This window comes from Corynebacterium sp. HMSC074C01, assembly GCF_001814605.1.
GTDB lineage: Bacteria > Actinomycetota > Actinomycetes > Mycobacteriales > Mycobacteriaceae > Corynebacterium.
Genome location: NZ_KV817275.1, coordinates 88,929 through 110,770 on the forward strand (window position 1 = coordinate 88,929; position 21,842 = coordinate 110,770).

The following is a 21,842-nucleotide window of genomic DNA, read 5'->3' on the forward strand; positions in this document are numbered from 1 at the left end:
GCGCGGGAGGCAGCTTTGGACGAAAGCTTCGACTACGGTGGCACATCATGATTGTTCTGTAGGGCTAACTAACTCTGCCCGCAACTCTTCATAAAACCGTTCCCCATCAGCTCAAAAGAGGAAAGATGCCTGTTACTATGCTGCATTCCATGCCCCACCCGGCCGTACTTTTCGCCGGACAAGGCTCCGATTGGCAGGGTTTCATCACCACCGCTGCGCAGACTGCTGCCGCTGCCGACTCCCTACGCGAGACCCTCGCCCAGGCACGCAGCCTCACCGGCCCCGCCGCACGCACCATCGCCTCCGCGTGCCCCGGCGCGCTCGAGCGCCTCGAGCAGCTCATTGCTGGTTCCACCGAGTCCACGTCCCTCGACGCCCTGCCGGCGGTATCCATCCCGGGCATCGTCCTGGGCCAGATTGCCGCTATCGAGCAGCTGCGCGATCTCAGCGTCGACATCGACGAGCGCGCTGGGCATTCGCAGGGAAGTTTGGGGGCGATGGCCGTCGACAAGCCGGCAGAAGCCCTGGCCCTAGCCATCCTGATGGGCACCGCCGCGAGTGCTGTCAACGGCGCCGATCCGCGCTCCCAGATGCTGTCCATTCGCGGCCTGGAGCGCAGCTTCGTCACCGAGTACCTGCACGGCACCGCCGCCATCGCTGTGGTCAACGGCCGCCGTCACTTTGCGCTGTCCGGCAGCCCGGAGGACCTGGCTGCCACCCGCACCGCCATCGAGGAGGCCGTCAAGAGCTTCAACGCCGAGCTGGAGAAGCGTACCGTCGGCGGCGATGAGCTCAGCCCGCGCTTTGACGAGCTGCCCGTGGCTCTTCCTTTCCACAACCCGGTGCTAGCGCCGGCCGCCGAGCGCACCGTGGCGCTGGCTCAGAAGTGCGAACTCGACGTGGATGAGGCCCGCGCGCAGGCCGAAGCCATCCTGGTCAACGAACATGATTGGCCGGCCACGCTGGCCGCGCTCAACTCGGAGCACCTCATTGTTCTCGACCGTGCGCTGACCAACCTCACCCGCCGCGTGGTGGAAGGCACGGGAGTCACAGTGGTCTCGGCCGCCACCCCGCAGGAGCTCGATGCACTGGCGACGCCGGGCACTGAACTGCCCAAGGCCCTGAACTACGCCGACTTCGCCCCGCGCACCATCGAGCTTCCCAATGGCCGCACCTATACCCAGACCCGCTTCTCCGATCTCACGGGTCTATCCCCCATCATGCTGGGCGGCATGACGCCGACCTCCGCTGATGGTGAGATCGTCGCCGCGGCGGCGAACGCCGGGCACTGGACGGAGATGGCCGGCGGCGGCATGTACTCCGATGAGGTCTTCCGCGCCCACCTGGCCACAATGGAGCAGCACCTGCGCCCCGGCCGCACGGCGCAGTTCAACACCATGTTCTTTGACCGCTTCCTGTGGAACCTGCACTTCGGCCAGGCGCGCATCGTGCCCAAGGCCCGCGCGGCCGGTGCGGCTTTCAACGGCGTGTGCATCTCCGCCGGTATCCCGGAGGTAGAGGAGGCCGGCGAGCTGCTGGACCGCCTCCACGCCGACGGTTTCCCCTTCATCTCCTTCAAGCCCGGCACCGCAAAGCAGATCCGGGATGTCCTGGCCATCGCCACGGCCTACCCGGAGGACCGCATCATCATGCAGGTCGAGGACGGCCACGCCGGCGGCCACCACTCCTGGGTCAACCTGGATGACATGCTGCTGGATACCTACGCCGAAATCCGCCAGCACCCCAACGTCTACCTGGCAGTCGGCGGCGGCATCGCCTCCCCGGATCGCGCCACCTCCTACCTCACCGGTGAGTGGGCGAAGAAGCACGCTATGCCCGCCATGCCTGTCGACGCCGTCTTCCTCGGCACCGTCGCCATGGCCACCAAGGAAGCCAAGGCCACCGATTCGGTGAAGGACCTGCTGGTCAACACCACCGGTATCAGCCCAGAGCAGAACGACGGCTGGGTAGGTCGCGGCACCGGTGCGAACGGCGTAGCATCCTCGCAGTCCCACCTTTTGGCGGATATCCACGACCTGGATAATTCCTTCGCGGCGGCCTCACGCCTGATTACTTCCCTGAGCATCGAGGAGTACCCGGCACACCGCCAGGAAATCATCGACGCCCTGGCCAAGACCTGCAAGCCCTACTTCGGCGATGTCGAGTCCATGACCTACGCGGAGTGGCTGGAGCGCTTCGTGGAGCTGGCCCACCCGTTCGTGGATCCCAGCTGGGATGACCGCTTCCTGGATCTCCTGCACCGCGTCGAGGCCCGCCTCAACCCGGCTGATCATGGCCAGATTGAAACTCTCTTCACCAGCGTTGAGGACGTCCACGATGCACCGCGGGCTGTGGCTAAGCTGCTGTCTGAGTACCCCGCCGCGCGCAACACCGAGGTCTCCGCGCGCGATGCTGCCTGGTGGATTTCCCTGCACTACAAGCACGTCAAGCCCATGCCGTGGGTGCCCGCCATCGATGGTGATCTCAAGAGCTGGTTTGGCAAGGACACCCTCTGGCAGGCCCAGGATGAGCGCTATACCGCCGACCAGGTGCGCATCATCCCCGGCCCCGTGGCCGTGGCCGGCATTACCAAGAAGAACGAGCCGGTGGCGGACCTGCTTGCCCGCTTCGAACAGGCCACCACGGATGCGCTGCTGGAACAGGGCTCGACCCCACAGAAGGCCTTCTCCCGCCTGAATTCCGCCGCCGATGAGGCCGCGTTCCTGCGTACTTCTCCTACCCTGTTGTGGCACGGCCACCTCATGGCCAACCCGGCTTATGAGATGGATGAGAACGCCTTCGACCTGCGCCAGGATGCCGAGGGCAACTGGGAGATCGTCATCACGGCGGACTCCTACTGGGATGATCTGCCGGAGGAGCAGCGCCCCTTCTACGTCCGCGAGGTCACCGTCCCGGTGGACCTGCCGGAGGATGTGGCCACGGGTGGCTCCCCGGTGGTCTCCGAGGAGCGCCTGCCGAACTCCGTCTTCACCCTCCTGGAGGGCCTTGCTGGTGTCGGCTCCACGGCGGAGCAGGGCGATGAAATCACGAAGATGCCCACCGTCGAGTCCGGCTACTCCTTCCACTTCCCTGCTTCGCTGCTCTCCGCACACAGCGCGGTGACCTGCGGCGATACTGCAGCCGAGAAGGCCGGCACCCCTGACGTTCTGGTCGGCCCGTGCTGGCCGGCCATCTACGCCGCGCTCGGCTCCGGACGTCTCGAGGATGGCTACCCCGTCATCGAAGGTCTGCTCAACGCGGTGCACCTGGACCACGTCATCGACGTGCGCGTGCCGCTGGAGCAGCTTGCCGACGGCCGCCAGATCGACGTCACCTCCTCCTGCACCGCCATCGAGGAATCCGTCTCCGGGCGCATCGTCACGGTGGAGCTCGAGCTCAAGGACCACGCTTCCGGTGATGTCGTGGCCACGCAGATGCACCGCTTTGCCATCCGCGGCCGCGCCACCGGCACCGCCGCGCCGAGCCAGGCACCGGAGTGGGGCGGCGGCAAGTCCGCCACCAAGGTGGTGCCGACCCCGCGCTCCTTCGTCGACCGCGCCACCGTCACCGCCCCGCAGGATATGACGCCCTTCGCGCTGGTCTCCGGTGATTACAACCCGATCCATACCTCTTATAACGCGGCCCAGCTGGTCAACCTGCAGGCACCGCTGGTGCACGGCATGTGGCTCTCGGCCGCCGCACAGCAGGTGGCCGGACGCCACGGCCGCGTGGTGGGCTGGACCTACTCCATGTACGGCATGGTGCAGCTGGGCGATGACATCGAGGTTACCGTCGAGCGCGTCGGCCGCAAGGGCATCCACCAAGCACTCGAGGTCACCTGCCGCATCGACGGCGAGGTGGTCTCCCGCGGCCAGGCCCTGCTCGCCGCGCCGACCACGGCTTATGTCTACCCCGGCCAGGGCATCCAGTCCGAAGGTATGGGCAAGGGCGACCGCCAGGCCTCCCCGGCAGCGCGCGAAGCGTGGCGCCGCGCGGATGCGCATACCCGGGAGAACCTGGGCTTTAGCATCCAAAAGATCATCGATGAGAACCCGACGGAGCTCACCGTTCGTGGCACCACCTTCCGCCACCCGCAGGGTGTGCTGCACCTGACCCAGTTCACACAGGTGGCCCTGGCTGTTGTGGCCTATGCCCAGACCGAGCGCCTGCGCGCCGAGGATGCGCTGGCCCCGACCTCCTACTTCGCCGGCCACTCCCTGGGCGAGTACACCGCGCTGGCTTCGCTGGCGAATATCTTCGACCTTGAGGGTGTCATCGACATTGTCTACTCCCGTGGCTCCGCCATGGGCAGCCTGGTCCCGCGCGATGCGGAGGGCAACTCCGAATACGCCATGGCAGCACTGCGCCCGAACATGGCTGGTATTGATGCCGACAGCGTCGACGCCTGGGTGGCTGAGGTCGCCGCAGCCACCGGCGAGTTCCTGGAGATTGTTAACTACAACATCCGCGGCCAGCAGTACTCCGTCGCCGGCACCAAGAAGGGACTCAAGACCCTGGTGGACAAGGCCAATGCCATCGCCCCGCGCGCGGCCGTCATGGTCCCGGGCATCGATGTTCCTTTCCACTCCCGCGTGCTGCGCGAGGGCGTTCCGGCCTTCGCTGAGAAGCTCGATGAGCTGCTGCCTCAGGAGCTGGACCTGGATGCCCTGGTAGGCCGCTATATCCCGAACCTGGTGGCCCGCCCCTTCGAGCTGACCCAGGACTTCGTCGATGCCGTGGCCCCGCTGGCGCCCTCCGGCAAGCTGGACGGGCTGAAGGTGGAGGACCTCTCCGAGCACGAGCTCGCCCGCCTGCTACTCATCGAGCTGCTGTCCTGGCAGTTCGCTTCCCCTGTGCGCTGGATTGAGACCCAGGAGCTCCTCTTCGGAAAGGTCGAGCAGATCATCGAGGTCGGCCTGGCTTCTTCCCCGACGCTGACCAACCTGGCCACCCGCTCGCTGGCCGTCGCCGGCATCCCGGAGGGCACCATCCGCGTGCTCAACGTGGAGCGCGACCAGGAGCAGGTCATGCTTGCCGACGTCTCCGAAGCCCCCGCCGCCGAACCGGCACCGGAATCCGACGCCGAGGATGCACCGCAGGCGAGCGAAGCGCCAGCCGAAGTACCGACTGAGGCAGCACCAGCACCGGTCCCTACACCTACCGCGGCAGCTGCGAGCGATGCCCCCGAGCTGCGCTTTGGTGCTGCGGAGGCCATCATGGTGCTCTTCGCCTTCCAGAACAAGATTCGCGTGGACCAGATCACGGACTCCGACACCGTGGAGGAGCTGACCAACGGCGTATCCTCGCGCCGCAACCAGCTGCTCATGGACATGTCCGCGGAAATCGGCGTGCCCGCCATCGATGGCGCCGCCGATGCCGACGTGGCCACGCTGCGCGAGAAGGTCGCCACCGCCGCCCCGGGCTACTCCGCTTTCGGCCCGGTACTGGGTGAGGCCGTCGGCGCGCGCCTGCGCCAGCTCTTCGGCGCTGCGGGCCTCAAGCCCACCGCCGTGGCGGACTATGTCACCGGTACCTGGGGACTGCCCGAGTCCTGGGTTGCCCACGTCGAGGCGGAGATCCTGCTCGGCTCCCGCGAGGAGGACTCGGTGCGCGGCGGCTCGCTGAGCACCGTACCGGCGAGTGCAACCTCCAAGTCCGCGGCGCACGAGCTGATCGACGCCGCCGTCCAGGCCGTCGCCGCTACCCACGGTGCGTCCGTATCCAAGGGCGCGGCCGCCGGTGGTGCAGGTGGCGGTGCCATGGTGGACTCCGCTGCGCTCAATGCCTTCGCCGAGACCGTCACCGGTGAGAACGGCGTGCTGGCTACGGCCGCCCGCCAGGTTCTCTCCCAGCTCGGCCTGGACTCCGAGCCGGAGCTCATCGAAGCCCCTGATACCACCGTCATCGATGCCGTCGAGGCAGAGCTCGGCTCCGGCTGGCTCAAGTCCGTCACGCCTTCCTTCGATGCCAACAAGGCCGTGCTTTTCGACGACTCCTGGGCCATCGCCCGCGAGCGCCTCGCCCGCCTGGCACTGGGCCAGGCCGAGTACACGGTGGACAGCTTCCGCGGTGCCGGCGAGGACCTGGCGCGTCAGGCCCGCTGGTGGAAGCGCGAGGACATCGCCAAGGCCGCCGTGGACACCACGCCCGGCGCGTTCGCCGATGAGGTCGCCCTGGTCACGGGCGCTGCCCCCGGTTCCATCGCCACCGCGCTGGTGGAGCGCCTGCTGGAGGGTGGCGCGACCGTCATCATGACCGCCTCCCGCGTCAGCCAGGCCCGCAAGGAATTCGCGCGCACGCTCTACGCCGAGCACGGCGCTGCCGGTTCCGCCCTGTGGCTTGTCCCGGCGAACCTGTCGAGCTTCCGCGATATTGACGCGCTCATCGACTGGATCGGCTCCGAGCAGCGCGAGTCGGTGGGCAACGAGGTCAAGATCCTCAAGCCAGCGCTGACCCCGACGCTGGCCTTCCCCTTCGCCGCGCCGAGCGTGTCCGGCTCGCTGGCGGATGCCTCCGGCACCACCGAGACGCAGGCCCGCCTGCTGCTGTGGTCCGTCGAGCGCACCATCGCGGGGCTGGCAAGGCTGAGCCAGGAGGACGTGGACAAGCGCTGCCACGTTGTCCTGCCGGGCTCGCCCAACCGCGGCACCTTCGGCGGCGACGGCGCCTACGGCGAGGTCAAGGCGGCACTCGATGCCATCCTCAATAAGTGGAAGGTCGAGGCCGGCTGGCCGCAGGGTGTCACCCTGGCACAGGCCAAGATCGGCTGGGTTGCCGGCACGCACCTCATGGGCGGCAACGATGGGCTGGTGCCCGCCGCTGAGAAGGCCGGCATCAAGGTGTGGAGCCCGGAGGAGATTTCCGCCGAGCTCATGGACCTGGCCAGCGCCGACTCGCGCGAGCAGGCAGCCCACGCACCGGTGGAGAAGGACCTCACCGGCGGCTTGGAGGGCTTCTCCCTCACCGAGCTTGCTGCCGATGTGGAGCCGACTGACGTCGTTCCGCACGAGGAACAGGACGCCCCCGCGACCATCACCGCGCTGCCCAACCAGGTGCAGGCGGTTCAGCCGGGCCTGGAGGAAGAAGTTGGCCAGGTCACCACGGATCTGGAGGACATGGTGGTCATCGCCGGCATCGGCGAGGTCTCCTCGTGGGGCTCTGGCCGCACGCGCTTCGAGGCCGAGTTTGGTCTGCAGCGCGATGGTTCCGCGGAACTGACCGCCGCCGGTGTGCTGGAGCTGGCGTGGATGACCGGGCTGGTGGAATGGCGCGAGGACCCGCACCCGGGCTGGTTCGTCGTGGAGAGCGATGAGGAGATCGCTGAGGAGGACATCTTCGAGCGCTTCCGCGATGAGGTCGTCGCACGCTCCGGTGTGCGCACGCTGACGGATAAGTATCACCTCACCGACCGCGGCTCCATCGACCTGACCACCGTCTTCCTGGACCGCGACGTCACCTTCACCGTCGATTCGGAGGTCACCGCCCGCGATATCCAAGAAGCAGATCCGGAGTTCGTCAGCATCGTCGAGGTGGACGGCGAATGGCAGGTCACCCGCCGCCAGGGTGCCACCGTCAAGGTGCCGCGCAAGGCTACGCTGACCCGCACCGTCGCTGCCCAGATGCCGGATGACTTCGACGCCGCCAAGTGGGGCATCCCGGAGCACATGCTCGATTCCTTGGATCGCATGGCGGTGTGGAACCTGGTCAGCGCGGTGGATGCCTTCACCCAGGCCGGCTTCTCCCCGGCGGAGCTGCTGCGCTCCATCCACCCGGGCCAGGTGGCCACCACGCAGGGCACCGGTATCGGCGGCATGGAGTCCCTGCACAAGGTCTTCGTCACGCGCTTCCTCGGTGAGGAGCGCCCGTCCGACATCCTGCAGGAGGCCCTGCCGAACGTCATCGCGGCGCACACCATGCAGTCCCTCGTGGGCGGCTATGGTTCCATGATTCACCCCATCGGTGCCTGCGCTACCGCGGCGGTCTCGATTGAGGAGGCCGTGGACAAGATTGCCCTGGGCAAGGCCGATGTGGTCGTGGCCGGCGGTATCGACGATGTCCAGGTGGAATCCCTCCAGGGCTTCGGCGATATGAACGCCACCGCGGAGACCGCGAAGATGACCGCCAAGGGAATCGATGATCGCTTCATCTCCCGCGCCAACGACCGCCGCCGCGGCGGCTTCCTCGAAGGCGAGGGCGGCGGCACGGTCCTGCTAGTTCGCGCCTCACTAGCAGCCGACTTAGGATTGCCGGTACTCGCGGTGGTCGCCCACGCTGCCTCCTATGGCGACGGCGCCCACACCTCCATCCCGGCCCCTGGCCTGGGTGCGCTGGGTGCTGGCCGCGGCCGGGAGAACTCCCGCCTGGCGCGCTCGCTGCGCGGTCTGGGCCTCACACCCAACGACGTCAGTGTCCTGTCCAAGCACGACACCTCCACCAACGCCAACGACCCCAACGAGTCGGAGCTGCACTCCCTGCTGTGGCCGGCGATTGGCCGCGATGAGGATCAGCCGATGTTCGTCATCTCCCAGAAGACGCTCACCGGCCACTCCAAGGCAGGTGCCGCGCTCTTCCAAACCGGCGGCATCATCGACGTCTTCCGCACGCACCGCATCCCGGCGAACGTGTCCCTGGACTGCGTCGACCCGCTCATCGCACCGAAGGCGCCGAACCTGGTGTGGCTGCGCTCCCCGCTGGATCTCGCTGCGGCGGGCCACAGCGTGAAGGCCGCGGCACTGACCTCGCTTGGCTTCGGCCATGTCAGCGCGCTCATTGTCTACGCCCACCCAGGCGTATTCGAGCAGGCCGTGTCCCAGCAGCGCGGGGCAAATGCCGCCGCCCAGTGGCGTGAGCGCGCCGAGCAGCGCCTGCGCGCCGGCCGCGCCCACTTCGAGGCCGGCATGCTGGGCCGCGCCCCGCTCTTCGAGGTCATCGAAGGCCGCCGCCTCCCGGAACGCGACGCCAAGGCCGCCGAGATTGCCATGCTTCTCGACGACTCCGCGCGCCTCACCGAGGACGGCACCTATCCCTCCGCCTAAGGCGCTAGCCTCTAACAACAAGCGCTAAGAACAAGCCGAGGACGCCCGCTAAAAAGCGGGCCTCCTCGGCTTGTTTTCTGCCTGCGCCCCTCGCCTCGTGATAGTTTTCCCATAAGGCACCGTTTACTTAATTGCGAGACTTCCACGAACCAGAGGACGAAGCATGGATATTGAAAAATTCCTCATGACAGCGGTCGGCGTGCTCAGCGTGATTTCCCTTGCCGGTTGGCTCTTCGCTGATTACGAGTGGTCAACCAGGGCCACAACGGTGATGGGGTTTGGGTTCCTAGTCTCAGCATTCCTCAATAAAAGCAGGCAAGACAAAGCTTCTAGCCACCGCCGGGTAGCTGAAGAATCTGCGCAGTAACCGCCCAGCTTCACAACTGCCCTATCTGCCAAACTTAGCGCCGATCCATGCAACGCGAGGGCAAGGTTTTGTCAACTAGGCGCGTTCTTCCATTGCTTCCTCTGGAAGCTCATCCTGCGCCTGCCGCGCGTTATCTGAAATCTCACGCGCCCTCTGTTCCAAGCTCTCCTGGGCGCGGGCCTGGGCTTGGGAGGAGCTATCGGAACGCGGCGGAGCTTGGATGAAACGCTCGGAGTGCAATCCCAGCTGCAGCTCCTTAGCGCGCAGCACCTCGGCATCAATCTTGATGCCGACGATGAGCACCGTGTTCATCAACCACGTGGCCACGAAGACCGCCATGACGGTACTCAATGCACCATAGGCAGTGGCCGCAGCGAGGTACTTCAGGTAGAGGCCTACCAAGCCCCACGACGCGACCGTGCCTACGAGCGCCACCACGGAGCCATAGGTAATCCATCTAAAGCGCCCGGGCCGCACGTTGGGGCTGAAGTGATAAAGCACCGCGATGAGCGTGAGCACCACAACCACAGTGACTGGGAAGCGCAGCCAGTTCCACACCGGGAGGAAGATTCGCACCAAGTACGTGGCGGCATCCTCCAGTCCTACGTTGCGTGCAAGCGGAATCAGCCCCTCATTAAGAACTGCATCACGCAGCAAGTTGGCAAAGAGCACGATCACCGCGCCGACCACAATGACTGCTGTCAGCCCCCACATCAGCGCCCACGTGCGGATGATGCCACGGCCCTCCACCCGGCCGTACACGGTATTGGCTGTCCGCGAGAAGGCCCGCACATATGCCGACGCTGAAAACAGCGAAATAGCCAGCGAGATGATCAGTGCCAACGTGCCCTGCGCGCTGGATCCAATAATCGTGCCAACTACCGTATGGGCTTGTTCTGATAGCGAGCCGGGAACGTATTGCTCAATGAATTCAGACGTCAGCTGCTCCACTTCCGATTGGCGGGAGGAGAAGATGAGCGTGGCGATGGAATAGGCAGCCAGCACCGTGGGCGCAAAAGCCATGAGCGTGAAGTAGGTCATCCCGGCGGCGCGGTCCATGAAAGCATCGTGGAAGAAGTCATTCCACGTGCGGCGGATGACCAGCCCCCAGCTCTCCTTGCGCAGGCGATTACCTTTGGCGAGGGGGTTGCGCTCATCATCGTGTCCCTGGACCTCCAAGACGGTCGGGCCTTTAAACGGCACGATGGTCTCCGGCTCCTCGGCCGGCATAGCGTTGCCTCGGGTCTCCTCTTCGCTCATATCTGACCAGCGTATGCGGCACAGCCCGCATTCAGGGGAAGGACACTCAGGCCACAGGCTAAGCCGTGGTTACACTGGGGAGGCATGACTGAGAAGAACTCCGAGAACAAGATCAACGTAAAGTCCTTCGAGCTTGACCACCGGCTTGTCGACGCCCCCTATATCCGCGTCGCCGACCGCACTGATCTGGGCGGCGGGGTCGAGATTATCAAGTATGACCTGCGCTTCTGCCAGCCCAACAAGGCGCACCTCGGCACCGAGGCAATCCACTCGGTGGAGCACATGATGGCCAACTTCATGCGCAACTACACCGACAAGCTCATTGGTTTTGCCCCGATGGGCTGCCGCACCGGCTTCTACGCCATCACCAACGGCATGGAGCAGGACGAGCTGCTCAGTGCCGTCGAGAGCGCGCTCAATGACATCCTCAACGCCACCGAGGTTCCCGCCGCCAACGAGGTGCAGTGCGGCTGGGGCGCCCACCACTCACTCGAGGGCGCACAGGAGGCCGCACGCGATTTCCTCGCGGCCAAGGATGAGTGGCTTAACGTCATGGCCTAGCCGCTCAGCCACTCCACTTCTTCTTAAATGCTCACGCCCAGCCAGATGGGCTCCGGCTCCAGAGTCACGCCGAAGGCCTTCTGAACCCCGGCGCGGATGTCGCGGGCCAGCGCAACGATATCGTCCGCAGTGGCCTCACCGCGGTTGGTCAGCGCCAGAGTGTGCTTGGTGGACAGCGTTGCCTTCGCACCCGATTCTTCACCCGGGTAGCCCTTGGCAAAGCCGGCTCGCTCGATGAGCCACGCGGCGGAGAGCTTTTCCTTTTCTTCTCCAGATGCGGTGGATGGCACCGCATGTCGGGGCATGCGGTCCGCATCCTCGTCGCCGCGGGCGGCGCGGACTGCTTCCTGGATGGAATCTGCAAGCGCGGGCTCCACGATGGGGTTGGTGAAGAAGGAGCCGGCAGACCAGGTGTCGTGGTCTTCTGGGTCAAGCACCATGCCCTTGCCGCGGCGCAGCTTCAGTACTTCCTCGCGGACGTCGGCCACGGGGCGGCGCTCACCGGGGTTCTGAGTGAGCTGGCCAAAGCGCAAGGGCTTGGACAGGCCGTCGGTGGTCAGCTGGAGCTCAATAGCCAGCACCACGCCGCGCCCGGTGAACTTCAGGTTGGAATAACGGTAGGCCAGCTCCAATTCTTCCGCCGGTACCCACTGTGCGGTCCGGGTGGCGCGCTCGTAGAGATATACCTGCGTGAGGACATCGGAGGTCTCCGCGCCATAAGCGCCGACGTTCTGTACCGGCACGGCACCCGCATTGCCCGGGATCCCGGAAAGGCACTCGATGCCGCCCAGGCCGCAGTCCACGGTCAGGGCCACCACGTCATCCCACACCGCGCCCGCATCAGCGCGCACGAGTCCGTTGGCCACGGTGACGTCGATGTCCTCGAAGTCGAGGATGACCACCACGATATCCAGCTGGCCTTCTGCCACCACGAGGTTGGAGCCGCCGCCGACGACGAGGTAGTCCTGGGAGACGTCGTCAAGCGCGGCCAACGCAGCAATGGCGGCCTCAGCGCTGTCGCAGCGCACCGTCACCAGCGGTGCACCACCGATGCGCAACGTCGTGAGATCGGCGAAGGTGGTCTCGGAATCAAGAGTGACTCCGTCAATATCAGCGAGGGTCAGGAATTTATCTAGCACGTCTACCAAGGTAGTCTGTAACTCATGTCAACCCGTAGCGAAAACACCGTTATCATCAACCAGCCCATCGATAAGGTGCACAAGGCACTGACCACTCGGGAGTACTGGGACTTCATCGTGGCCAAGCTGTCCCCGGAACCGGGTACCGTGCACGAGTTCACCGGCAACACCGCTGTGCTCTACGAGATTCTTCCGACCTCCCTCCTGCCGGAGGCCGTCCGCGCCATGGTCTCCCAGGACCTCAAGGAGAAGCGCACCGTGACCATCGGCGAGTTGGTCGACGATCAGATTTCCGTCTCCTTCACCGCTGACGTCAAGGGCACCCCGGTCGACTTCAAGGGTGACATCACCTACAAGTCCCAGGATGAGACCACCGTTCTGGACTATGTCTCCGAGGTTTCCGTCAACATCCCGATGATGGGCGCTGCCATCGAGCCGAAGGTCGCTGAGGCTCTGCAGGAGCTCTACACCAACGAGGGCAAGCTCACCGAAGAGTGGATCTCCAACAACCTCTAAACAACTCCCTACACCACAGTTGTTGCTATGGCCGATCACGCGCATAACCTGAAAGCTCAGGAAAGCGCTGGTCGGCCTTTTGGCGTTATTACCCGCGGCACCACCAATCCCAACCGCCTGCGCCGCTGCGATCGGTGGATGGTGGCGCACCCGGAAATCTCTTCGCTGCTGCGTTCCTCGGATGAGCCGCTGGCTCTCGACGTCGGCTACGGCGCCTCCCACACCACCACGGTGGAGTGGGCCGGCTGGCTGCGCAGCGTTAACCCGAACACTCGGGTAACGGGCCTTGAGATTTCCCCGGAGCGCGTGCTGCCGCCGCGCGATGGTGTCACCTTTGAGCTCGGAGGCTTCGAGCTGGCCGGCTACCGCCCACAGCTGGTGCGGGCCTTCAACGTGCTGCGCCAGTACGACGTGGACCAGGTAGAGAAGGCCTGGGAGACGGTGACCTCGCGCTTGGCACCGGGCGGCTTCTTCGTGGAGGGAACCTGCGACGAGCTGGGGCGAAGGGCGGCCTGGGTGCTTCTCAGCGCCGCCGGTCCCCGCTCCCTGACCCTCGCCTGGGATCCCTTCGACGTTGAGCGCCCCAGCGATATCGCGGAGCGCCTGCCCAAAATCCTCATCCACCGCAACGTGCCGGGCGAGCCGATCCACGAGCTCTTGCAGGCAGCGGACGCTGCCTGGGACCGTGCCGCCGGCTGGTCTCCTTATGGCCCGCGAGTGCGCTGGCGCATGGCGCGCGAAGAACTCCGGCAATCAGTGCCCATCCATCCGGTGAACCGCCGCCTGCGGGATAACGTGCTCACAGTGGATTGGGACCTCGTAGTTGGCCAACTTTAAGCCCGTGCGCCACACTAGTAGTCATGGCTTCTTCTAAATCTCCCGCCTCGACGGCCTGGAAAATCTTCATCGGCGTGCTCGTGGTACTCCTGCTCATCATCTTGGTAGCGGAGCTCGGCATACGCTGGTTCTTGGGCTCACAGATGAAGAGCGAATTCGCCCAGTCGGCCAAGGAACAAGGCGTGGAGACCTCCGAGGAACCGGAGGTGAGCTTTGGTGCCAGCCCCATGGTCTTTGGTTTGCTCAACGGCAAGATTCCGCAGATGGATATGAAGACCCCGTCCACGCTGAAGATTGAGGGCACCACCATCACCGGCCAGCCGGCCGCTGATGTCCACGTCGAAGACATGACGCTGTCCCAGGAGCCGGTCGCGGGCACCCTGCGGGCCTCGACCACGGTCCCGGATCAATTCCTACTGGCCAGCTTCCAGAAGGCCATTGCTGAGCAGTCCGGCTATGACTCTGTGGGCAACCTCGTGGTGACCGCGATTACCGCCAACGATGCCGAGGATGACCTCGAGGTGGAATTCGCCGGTGGCCTGGCCACGCTCAAGCTCAAGCCGGAGGCTCGCGACGGCAAGCTCGCCATCGATGCGAAGGAGGCATCACTCTTCGGCTTCGACCTGCCGGAGCAGGCAACCTCCGCGATTTCGAATGCCTTGGCCGAAGGCATGGAGGAACAGCTCGCGGGCCAGCAGCTGACCTTTGAGTCCGTGGACGTTGGCGCTGGCGAGCTCACTTTGACCCTCATTGGCCACGACGTTCCAATGAGCGAGCTCGATTCCGCCACCGCACCAGCACAGCAGGCACCGGCTAATTAAGAATTAAGACTCTCCACGGAGAGCTGCGTATCCAAGGGTTCGTCGTCTGGAACGACGGCCCCCGGATCCACCAGACACTGATAGCCCGCCCGCTCTGCAGCACGCACATACTCCGGCAACGGCAGAGCCGAATGCTCAGGAAGAATGAGCCCCAAACGCACGGGCAGCGGGCAGGCCTCGCGGAGGGTGACGAGCTCGGAGAGGAGCGAGGTGGCGTCGCCAAGCACGGCGTCCACCGCGACCCACACCTCTGCGGCGCCTGATTGCACGGTCAGCCGCGCCTCCGCCGCCTTCACCAAAGAGTGGTGGCGCCCGGTGGGATAACCGGCAACGGCAATGACGTGCTCGGCGCCCTCAGCGGCAAGCACGTGATGCGGGGAGACAAGCACTCGCTGCTGCCCCGCCGATTGGTTTCGCACCTCCTCCACGGAGGCCTCAAGCAAATTCAGCATTAGTAGGAATAATCGCCGTTGATGATGGCCTTGAGCTGCGGGCGCACGTCGAACCAGTACACGCCGGTGATGATGGCACCAATCCAGCTGACAAAGGGCAGCGGCAGGTTCATCACCAGGGCGGAACCAAAGAGCAGCCCCACCCATACCCACTTGTTCTGGCGGTCACCGGCGCGGAAAGCGTCCTCCCGCGTCATCGCCGCTAGGACAGCACCGATGAGGGCAAAGAGGGATACCGCCATGAAAATGTACTGCGGTATCGACGCAATAATGTTTAAAAAAGTGTGCATCAAGAAAGACTAACTAGTTCTCGTCAACTACTTCGCCGTCAATGACATCATCATTCGGCTTCGGGGCATAAGGGTTGCGTGGGCTCTGCGGCTGCTGGGCATGCTTGCCCTCCGCGCGCTGCTCCTTGGCGTTGTTGATAGCGCCCTGCACACCCTCACGGGTCTCGGTGAAGGCGGTGTTGAAATCCTCACGGGCCTTCTCAAAAGACTCCGAGTTGCGGGTCTCACGCGCTGCGGAGGACACGGACTCCCCCAGGTTCTTCGCCGTGGAGGTCACGCGGTCGAAGAAGGACTCTTCCTTCGCGGTGCCATCACCCATGCCCGCCGCATCGGCGGCGCGGGCAATGCGATCCGCCTGCGCACTCTGGGCCTGGTTCTGGCGCTCTTCCTTGAAACGGCCACCAAAATCCTTGGCCACATCAAAAGCAGAGGAACCGGCATTCTTGATTGAGTCAAATACGGACATGGTCGTCACTCCTTGTTAGACGCCAAAAAGCAGATGATTAACAGTGTAGATAACCAACCCAGCCAGTGCACCCACGACCGTGCCGTTCAGGCGAATGAACTGCAGGTCCTTGCCCACCATGAGCTCGATGTTCTCGGAAGCCTCCTGGGCATCCCAGCGCTTAATGGTCTCTGGAATAATCGCGATGATCTCCGGTGCAAACTTCTCCACCGCGTAGCGCGCGGCCTTATCCACCAGCTCGTTGGCCTGGGTCAGGAACTCCGAATCCTCTAGCAGACGGTGCGCCAATTCCTTCACCTTGGCGGTGATCTTCTGGCGCAAGAAGGACTCCGGGTCGGTGAGCTGTTCAATGAGCGTGGAGGAGACCGTCGCCCACATTGCCGCCGGGGCCTTCTGCGCCTGATCGGAGGCCAGCATCTCCTGCTTGATTCCCTCGATTCGCCCGCGCATGTCCTCATCCCACTGCAGGTCCGAAGCCAGCTTCGACAGGTTGCGGCGAATGGCCAGGCGGGCTTCGTGGTTGCCGTTGCGGCGGACCTCATCGGCGAATTCCACGAGCTCGGCGTAGACCTTCTCCCCCACCATCTCGCGGGCAAAGCGCGGCGCCCAGCCGGGCATGCGCTCATCGATGGCGGTGACCACGGTGGATTCCATTCCGAGGATCTTGCCGTGTGCCCAGTCAATCAGGTCATCCTCCAGCGGCCGCGCCTTGCCTTCGGCGATATAGCCCTCCAGCAGACGGCCCAGCGGCGGACCCCACTCCGGCTCTGCCAGACGGTCCATGACCTGGGTGCGGATGAACTGCTCCGCCTCCGCTGGGTCTAGGTCTGCGACCACGCTGGCTGCGCGCTCACCAATCCACGCGGAGACCTCCTCCGCCCGCCCAGGCTCCACGCCCTGGCGCGCCAGCCACAGCGGTATCTCTGCCTCCCGCACCTTGGCGCTGAGTGCATCCGCGGTGAGGAAGTTCTCCTCAACGAAGTCCTTGAGCGCATCACCCACGCGGTCCTTGTTGTTGGGGATGAGCGCGGTGTGCGGGATGGGCAGCCCCATGGGCCGGCGGAACAGCGCGGTCACTGCGAACCAGTCCGCCAGTCCACCGACCATTCCTGCCTCCGCTGCCGCGCGCACGTAGCCCACCCAGACGGGAGCCCCGCTTGCCGACGCCTGCCACCACGAGCACCCCAGAAAGATCACCGCCGCAGCAATCAGGAAGGACAGCGCAATCGCCTTCCAGCGGCGCAGGTCCGCCCGGCGCGCCTCCTGGTTTCCTGGCTGCGGCACAAACGACGTCTGCGACGCCGACGTTTCCCGAGCCGGCTCAAGCCCTGCGTCTGCGCGGTGCGTCATGGGTGGTTCTCCTTGGGGTGTCAAAGACGAAGTGAAGCTTCGTTCTCTAACACTAGTGCGCATAGGAGACACACTCGGCCGCCGCATCAGTACTCGCAACGAATTCGCCCTGAAGCCCTAACCCGCATGCTGGAAACACCAGGTATGGCGTTCTGAGGACAACGAACTGTGAAACAATCAAAGAATTAGTAGATAGAACAATTCACACGAATTGGTAATGCTTTATGTCTAGTACTTCAGAAATTCTCAATTCTATTACGCCGAAACAAAACTCCAAGGTCAACAGCCTTAATGCTGCAATCTGGCAGACTGCCGATGACTACCTACGCCTTATCGTCCCCGCGGAAAATTACGGTGATTACATCATCCCGTTCACAGTGCTCCGCCGACTCGAAGGACGCTTGGAATCCACCAAACAGGGCGTACTTGACCTCGTTCACCGTGAGAACGCGAAGGGGACAGACCCCGCAATCGTCGCCCTCAAGATCGAGAACCTGTTCAAACTCCGCTTCTGGAACACATCTGAACTGTCACTAGAGCGCTTGGCAACGTCAGATGACGCTCTCAAGCCAGGATTGAAGCAATATCTCAACACCTTCTCCCCGAACATTCTTGAGGTTTGGGATGCGTTCGAGTTTGACAAACTCATCGATTTCCTCGACCGCAATAATCAACTGTGGAATGTGGTTAACCATTTCGCATCCATCGACATGTCTGATGAAGCGCTCCAGGACCAGACGATGGGTGACATCTTTGAGAACCTGATGTACCGCTCCTTCGCCCGCAAAGCGAAAGATGCCGGTGAGTTCTACACCCCACGCGATGCGATCCGTCTGATGACTTCCATCTTGTTTACCTCAGATGACACCGAGTTAGAGGAAGACGGCATTATCCGTTCCGTCTATGACCCAACTGCCGGTACATGCGGCATGTTGATCGCTGCTCGTGACGCGCTTCGTGCAATCAACCCAGGCATTGAGGTTGTTATTGCCGGACAGGAGTTGAAGGAAGCTTCCTTCGCAATGGGCAAGTCCGACCTGCTCATGCAGGGTTTTAAAGACCCAGAGGTGCTCAAGTTCGGTAACTCACTGACTAACGATCAATACGCCGGTGACACGTTCGACTACATCATGGCGAACCCTCCCTACGGCACATCCTGGAAGGCGTTCCAAAAGGACGTTAAGAAACTGCAAGACCAGGGCGATCCCCGTTTTGCTGAAGGTCTACCCGCTGTCAGTGACGGACAGATGCTGTTTTTGATGCACATCGCGCACAAACTTGCGCCGGCTGATGGAGCCACGAAGGGCGGGCGGGCTGCTGTTGTTACAAACGGCTCCCCACTTTTTACGGGTGATGCCGAATCCGGCCCGGACAGCATCCGCAAATACCTCATCGGTGCACAAGGCGGGACTGAAGTTCTTGACGCGATTATTGCGCTACCAAATGACATGTTCTACAACACCGGCATTGCCACCTACGTCTGGATTTTGGACCAGAACAAGGAACCGCGTCGCCGTGGCAAGATCCAGTTCATCGACGCGACCGATATTTGTGCTCCGATGCGTAAGAACATGGGACAAAAGCGGGTCGAATTTTCAGAAGACAATATCCGCGAGATTACGAAGATTTACAAGGATTTCGCGGAATCCGAGCACTCCCTCATCGTCACCGCTGATGAGCTCACGTACCGGGACGTACCGATGTTTAAGGTGGCGCACTACGCCGTAAACGTGACTGACGAGACCGTTTCAGAAGCCATGAAGCACAAGTCCGCTTTTCCAGAACACGAAAACGTCATCCGCGAGATGCAGGGACGCGATTACAACGATCTGCCAAAAGCGCTGAAGGCTTCCGCCAAGTCGCACGGGGTGAAAATGGGCGCGCCACTGCTTCGCCACATCATGAAATCATTGGCTGCGGAAGATGAGAACGCGCCCGCATCCCTGGACGAGAAGGGGAATCCGGTTGTAGATACATCTTCGAAGGTGATTGAGCGCGTGCCGTACCTAGAAGACGTATCCGAGCACATGGAGCGTGAAGTGTTGCCGTTCGTACCAGATATGCAGTGGGATGAGTCCTTAGCGAAGGTGGGAACGGAACTGCCACTGACCCGTTTGTTCTACAAACCGGAAGAGTCGCGCTCCTTGGAAGAGTTGGACGCAGATATTGCTGCCTCCCTGGAACGTATTTACGCAATGTTTGGGGAGGTACGTTCAGATGACTGAGTTCCAGCCAAGCAAGTTGGGGTTAATCTCCGCAATCTTGCAATCGAATGTCGATAAAAAATCAAAGCCGGATGAACCCGCTGTCGAACTGTGCAATTACACGGACGTTTACTACAACGACACAATCACAGCGGATTTAGCTTTCATGAAAGCAACCGCTTCCCCGGATCAGATTGAGAGGCTCCGGTTGTCCGAGGGTGATGTCATTATCACAAAGGACTCCGAAACAGCGGATGATATCGGCATCCCTGCATACGTAGATTCAACTCATGATTCGCTCGTCTGTGGTTATCACTTGACAATTCTTCGTGCTCATCCCCAAAAAGCTTTCCCAAAGTTTCTCTACTATTCGATGCTCACTAGGGAGACCGGCGAATACTGGGAAAAGCGAGCAAACGGAGTTACTCGTGTCTCGATTCCCCAGCAAGTAGTTTCGTCATTGACAATTCCACTTCCCAATCTCGAGACCCAGCACCGTATCGCGGATTACCTCGATAAGGAAATCAGCGAGATGGACGCGATGATCGAAGAGTTCAAGGAGCTGGTCCGGAATCTCCGTGCTAGAAAGCCAATGCTAATCGACAACCTCCTTGCGGGTTTCCCGGTCGCACCATTAGCACTTTCCTGGAAGGTAGTCGATTGCCTTCACATTACAGCTCCTTTTATTGACAGTGGTAAAAACTATTTGGTGAGTATTGAGCAACTCGGTTCCGAGGATCTCATCTTGGATGGTGCAAATCGAACAGATAGCGGTACCTTCTCGAACTTGCGGGAGGGCGAACGAAAGCCCTCCCCAGGTGACGTGATCATGAGTCGAAATGCAAGTGTTGGAAAATCATCAATTGTAAAGGAGTCTGACCCACCAATTGCGTTAGGGCAGGATGTGGTGATTTTCAAAAACAACGAAAAGAACGACTCTCGTCTACTGTTTTACTTTCTGCAATCCAATGCACTTAAGCAAACAGTCGATATGAATACAGTAGGTTCCACTCTGAAGCGGATAAATGTGAGTTCCATCAAATCTCTTCCTTATCCGGTTCTGGCTTTAGAAGTGCAGCAGTCGATCGCTGATCGATTGCGACGAGAAACCTCCAAAATGGACTCCCTCATCGAGGAATCCACTCGACTCATCGAGAACCTGAAAGCACGTAAGACAGCTCTGATCACTGAAGTCGTTACCGGGCGAAAAGAGGTCTAATCATGGTGAACCCAGTCCACGAAGAAGCAATGGAAGAGACTATCTGTCGAGCCCTCAATAACCAAGGCTGGATTTGGAATAAGGGAGACAACGACAAGGGTTTCTCCCCCGAACTGGGATTGTTTCCTGAAGACGTGCTCCACTGGCTGAAAGCCCAGTACCCCGAGAAATATGAGCGGGCTATCCCGCCGACTGCGAACGACGCGGAACGTCAGTCCCGCGAACGCCGACTGCTCAATCGCCTGAAAAAAGAGCTCGATTCCACTCCGCTGTTGGACGGAATCAGTAAAAAAGTCAATGGTGGACTTCTCGGCACTTTGCGAGATGGTTTCTCATTCACCCAGACGGATCTTGGCACCGTCAATTTCCCGGACATGGCGGGATTCTTCCCTTACGACCCGGCGAAAACGGACGTTATCGAGAAGGCGAAAGACAACCGCCTACGTGTGCTCCAACAAGTACACTTCGAAAAAGGTGACGGTAATGAAATTGACCTTGTTTTGTTGGTCAATGGAATTCCCGTCATCACGATGGAACTCAAGACAGACAACACTCAAACCATCGATGATGCTGTTCGTCAGTACAGGCAGGATCGTAAACCGAATAAGGCGAAGCGCCCGCTGCTCAACCCTGGACGCTGCCTTGTCCACTTCGCGGTGTCTTCTCGCGAGGTCTTGATGACCACCGAGTTGAAGGGTGCGGAAACGGTTTTCCTCCCGTTCAACCAGGGAACCGAAGAAGGGCGCGCGGGCAACCCCGACAACCCGAAAGGCTATAACGTTTCCTATCTCTGGGAATGGGTCTGCTCGCCGGATCTACTGTTGCGCATCCTAAAGGATTACGCGCTGTGGGAGCCGTCCTCGAAAGGAAATGAAGGACGCTTAATCTTCCCGCGTTTCCACCAGTTGCGCTCTGTAGAGCGAGTCACCGCCGATGTTGTCGCAAACGGAACAGGCAAGCGCTATCTCATTCAGCACTCTGCTGGTTCTGGAAAGACAAAAACAATTGCGTGGATGGCGCACCGCGCGAACAAGATGATCCACACGGACGGCACGAAACTGTTTGATTGTGTCATCGTCGTGACTGACCGCACTGTACTGGATAAAAACGTCGCTGATGGGCTTTCGCTACTCCAGGCTTCCGAGGGCATGGTCATCAACATCACCAACGATGCCACGTCCAAGTCGGAGAAACTCAATCATTATCTAACCCAGGGCAAACGAATTTTATCTTGTACGCTGCAAACCTTCCCCGCGCTGGCGCAGACGATTGATCGTTCTCCGAAATTGCGGAAGGGCCTGACCCCCGGAAAGTAGACACGTCGG

At 62.0% G+C, this 21,842-nt stretch carries 15 protein-coding genes; 9 read left to right on the forward strand and 6 right to left on the reverse strand.

The genetic code is table 11. The features are described from left to right. The first annotated feature begins 125 nt into the window (after positions 1-125). The gene (locus tag HMPREF2978_RS05550; RefSeq protein ID WP_070744513.1) at positions 126-9,035 is read left to right on the forward strand and encodes a type I polyketide synthase; all 8,910 of its coding nucleotides are present in this window, start codon (positions 126-128) and stop codon (positions 9,033-9,035) included. A gap of 163 nt (positions 9,036-9,198) precedes the next feature. Beyond that, complete coding sequence (locus HMPREF2978_RS05555) at positions 9,199-9,402, forward strand: hypothetical protein (protein ID WP_070744515.1); 204 nt, start codon at positions 9,199-9,201, stop codon at positions 9,400-9,402. A gap of 75 nt (positions 9,403-9,477) precedes the next feature. On the opposite strand, the gene HMPREF2978_RS05560 is transcribed toward HMPREF2978_RS05555, so the two are convergent. Continuing rightward, entirely contained in the window at positions 9,478-10,632 is a 1,155-nt protein-coding gene (locus HMPREF2978_RS05560; protein ID WP_070744517.1) for a YihY/virulence factor BrkB family protein, read from the reverse strand. Positions 10,633-10,746: 114 nt separating this feature from the next. On the opposite strand from HMPREF2978_RS05560, the gene HMPREF2978_RS05565 reads away from it, so the two are divergent. Further along, the gene (locus tag HMPREF2978_RS05565) at positions 10,747-11,223 is read left to right on the forward strand and encodes an S-ribosylhomocysteine lyase (RefSeq protein WP_070744518.1); all 477 of its coding nucleotides are present in this window, start codon (positions 10,747-10,749) and stop codon (positions 11,221-11,223) included. Positions 11,224-11,246: 23 nt separating this feature from the next. On the opposite strand, the gene HMPREF2978_RS05570 is transcribed toward HMPREF2978_RS05565, so the two are convergent. Further along, positions 11,247-12,362 (reverse strand): UDP-N-acetylmuramate dehydrogenase, encoded by a 1,116-nt coding sequence (locus HMPREF2978_RS05570; RefSeq protein WP_070744520.1) that lies wholly within the window; start codon positions 12,360-12,362, stop codon positions 11,247-11,249. A 24-nt stretch (positions 12,363-12,386) separates the two neighbouring features. Here HMPREF2978_RS05570 and HMPREF2978_RS05575 point away from each other — a divergent pair, with 24 nt between their 5' ends. From HMPREF2978_RS05575 to HMPREF2978_RS05585, 3 genes are read left to right on the forward strand one after another with little or no spacing between them, the layout of a single operon-like run. Beyond that, positions 12,387-12,878: a DUF2505 domain-containing protein gene (locus tag HMPREF2978_RS05575; protein ID WP_070744522.1), complete on the forward strand. Its 492-nt coding sequence runs from the start codon at positions 12,387-12,389 to the stop codon at positions 12,876-12,878. 27 nt (positions 12,879-12,905) lie between these two features. Then, complete coding sequence (locus HMPREF2978_RS05580) at positions 12,906-13,715, forward strand: class I SAM-dependent methyltransferase (RefSeq protein WP_070744524.1); 810 nt, start codon at positions 12,906-12,908, stop codon at positions 13,713-13,715. Positions 13,716-13,738: 23 nt separating this feature from the next. Then, positions 13,739-14,536 (forward strand): LmeA family phospholipid-binding protein, encoded by a 798-nt coding sequence (locus HMPREF2978_RS05585; RefSeq protein ID WP_070744525.1) that lies wholly within the window; start codon positions 13,739-13,741, stop codon positions 14,534-14,536. Here the strand turns inward: HMPREF2978_RS05585 and HMPREF2978_RS05590 are convergent. From HMPREF2978_RS05590 to HMPREF2978_RS05605, 4 genes are read right to left on the reverse strand one after another with little or no spacing between them, the layout of a single operon-like run. Next, the gene (locus HMPREF2978_RS05590; protein WP_070744527.1) at positions 14,533-14,988 is read right to left on the reverse strand and encodes a deoxyribose-phosphate aldolase; all 456 of its coding nucleotides are present in this window, start codon (positions 14,986-14,988) and stop codon (positions 14,533-14,535) included. The two genes, HMPREF2978_RS05585 and HMPREF2978_RS05590, sit on opposite strands and share 4 nt — an antisense overlap. Further along, the gene (locus HMPREF2978_RS05595) at positions 14,988-15,278 is read right to left on the reverse strand and encodes a DUF2516 family protein (RefSeq protein ID WP_070744529.1); all 291 of its coding nucleotides are present in this window, start codon (positions 15,276-15,278) and stop codon (positions 14,988-14,990) included. The genes HMPREF2978_RS05590 and HMPREF2978_RS05595 overlap by 1 nt, the downstream gene beginning before the upstream one ends. A gap of 13 nt (positions 15,279-15,291) precedes the next feature. Beyond that, positions 15,292-15,744: a CGLAU_01105 family protein gene (locus HMPREF2978_RS05600; protein ID WP_070526157.1), complete on the reverse strand. Its 453-nt coding sequence runs from the start codon at positions 15,742-15,744 to the stop codon at positions 15,292-15,294. 15 nt (positions 15,745-15,759) lie between these two features. After that, positions 15,760-17,094, reverse strand: coding sequence for a DUF445 domain-containing protein (locus HMPREF2978_RS05605; protein ID WP_070526159.1), 1,335 nt, complete (start codon positions 17,092-17,094; stop codon positions 15,760-15,762). Positions 17,095-17,318: 224 nt separating this feature from the next. On the opposite strand from HMPREF2978_RS05605, the gene HMPREF2978_RS05610 reads away from it, so the two are divergent. From HMPREF2978_RS05610 to HMPREF2978_RS05620, 3 genes are read left to right on the forward strand one after another with little or no spacing between them, the layout of a single operon-like run. Beyond that, the gene (locus HMPREF2978_RS05610; protein WP_070744531.1) at positions 17,319-19,319 is read left to right on the forward strand and encodes a type I restriction-modification system subunit M; all 2,001 of its coding nucleotides are present in this window, start codon (positions 17,319-17,321) and stop codon (positions 19,317-19,319) included. After that, positions 19,312-20,517: a restriction endonuclease subunit S gene (locus tag HMPREF2978_RS05615; RefSeq protein ID WP_070527632.1), complete on the forward strand. Its 1,206-nt coding sequence runs from the start codon at positions 19,312-19,314 to the stop codon at positions 20,515-20,517. Before HMPREF2978_RS05610 ends, HMPREF2978_RS05615 begins: the two co-directional genes overlap by 8 nt. Positions 20,518-20,519: 2 nt before the next feature. Continuing rightward, positions 20,520-21,833, forward strand: a complete 1,314-nt coding sequence (locus HMPREF2978_RS05620) for a type I restriction endonuclease (RefSeq protein WP_246818733.1) — start codon at positions 20,520-20,522, stop codon at positions 21,831-21,833. Positions 21,834-21,842 lie beyond the last annotated feature (9 nt).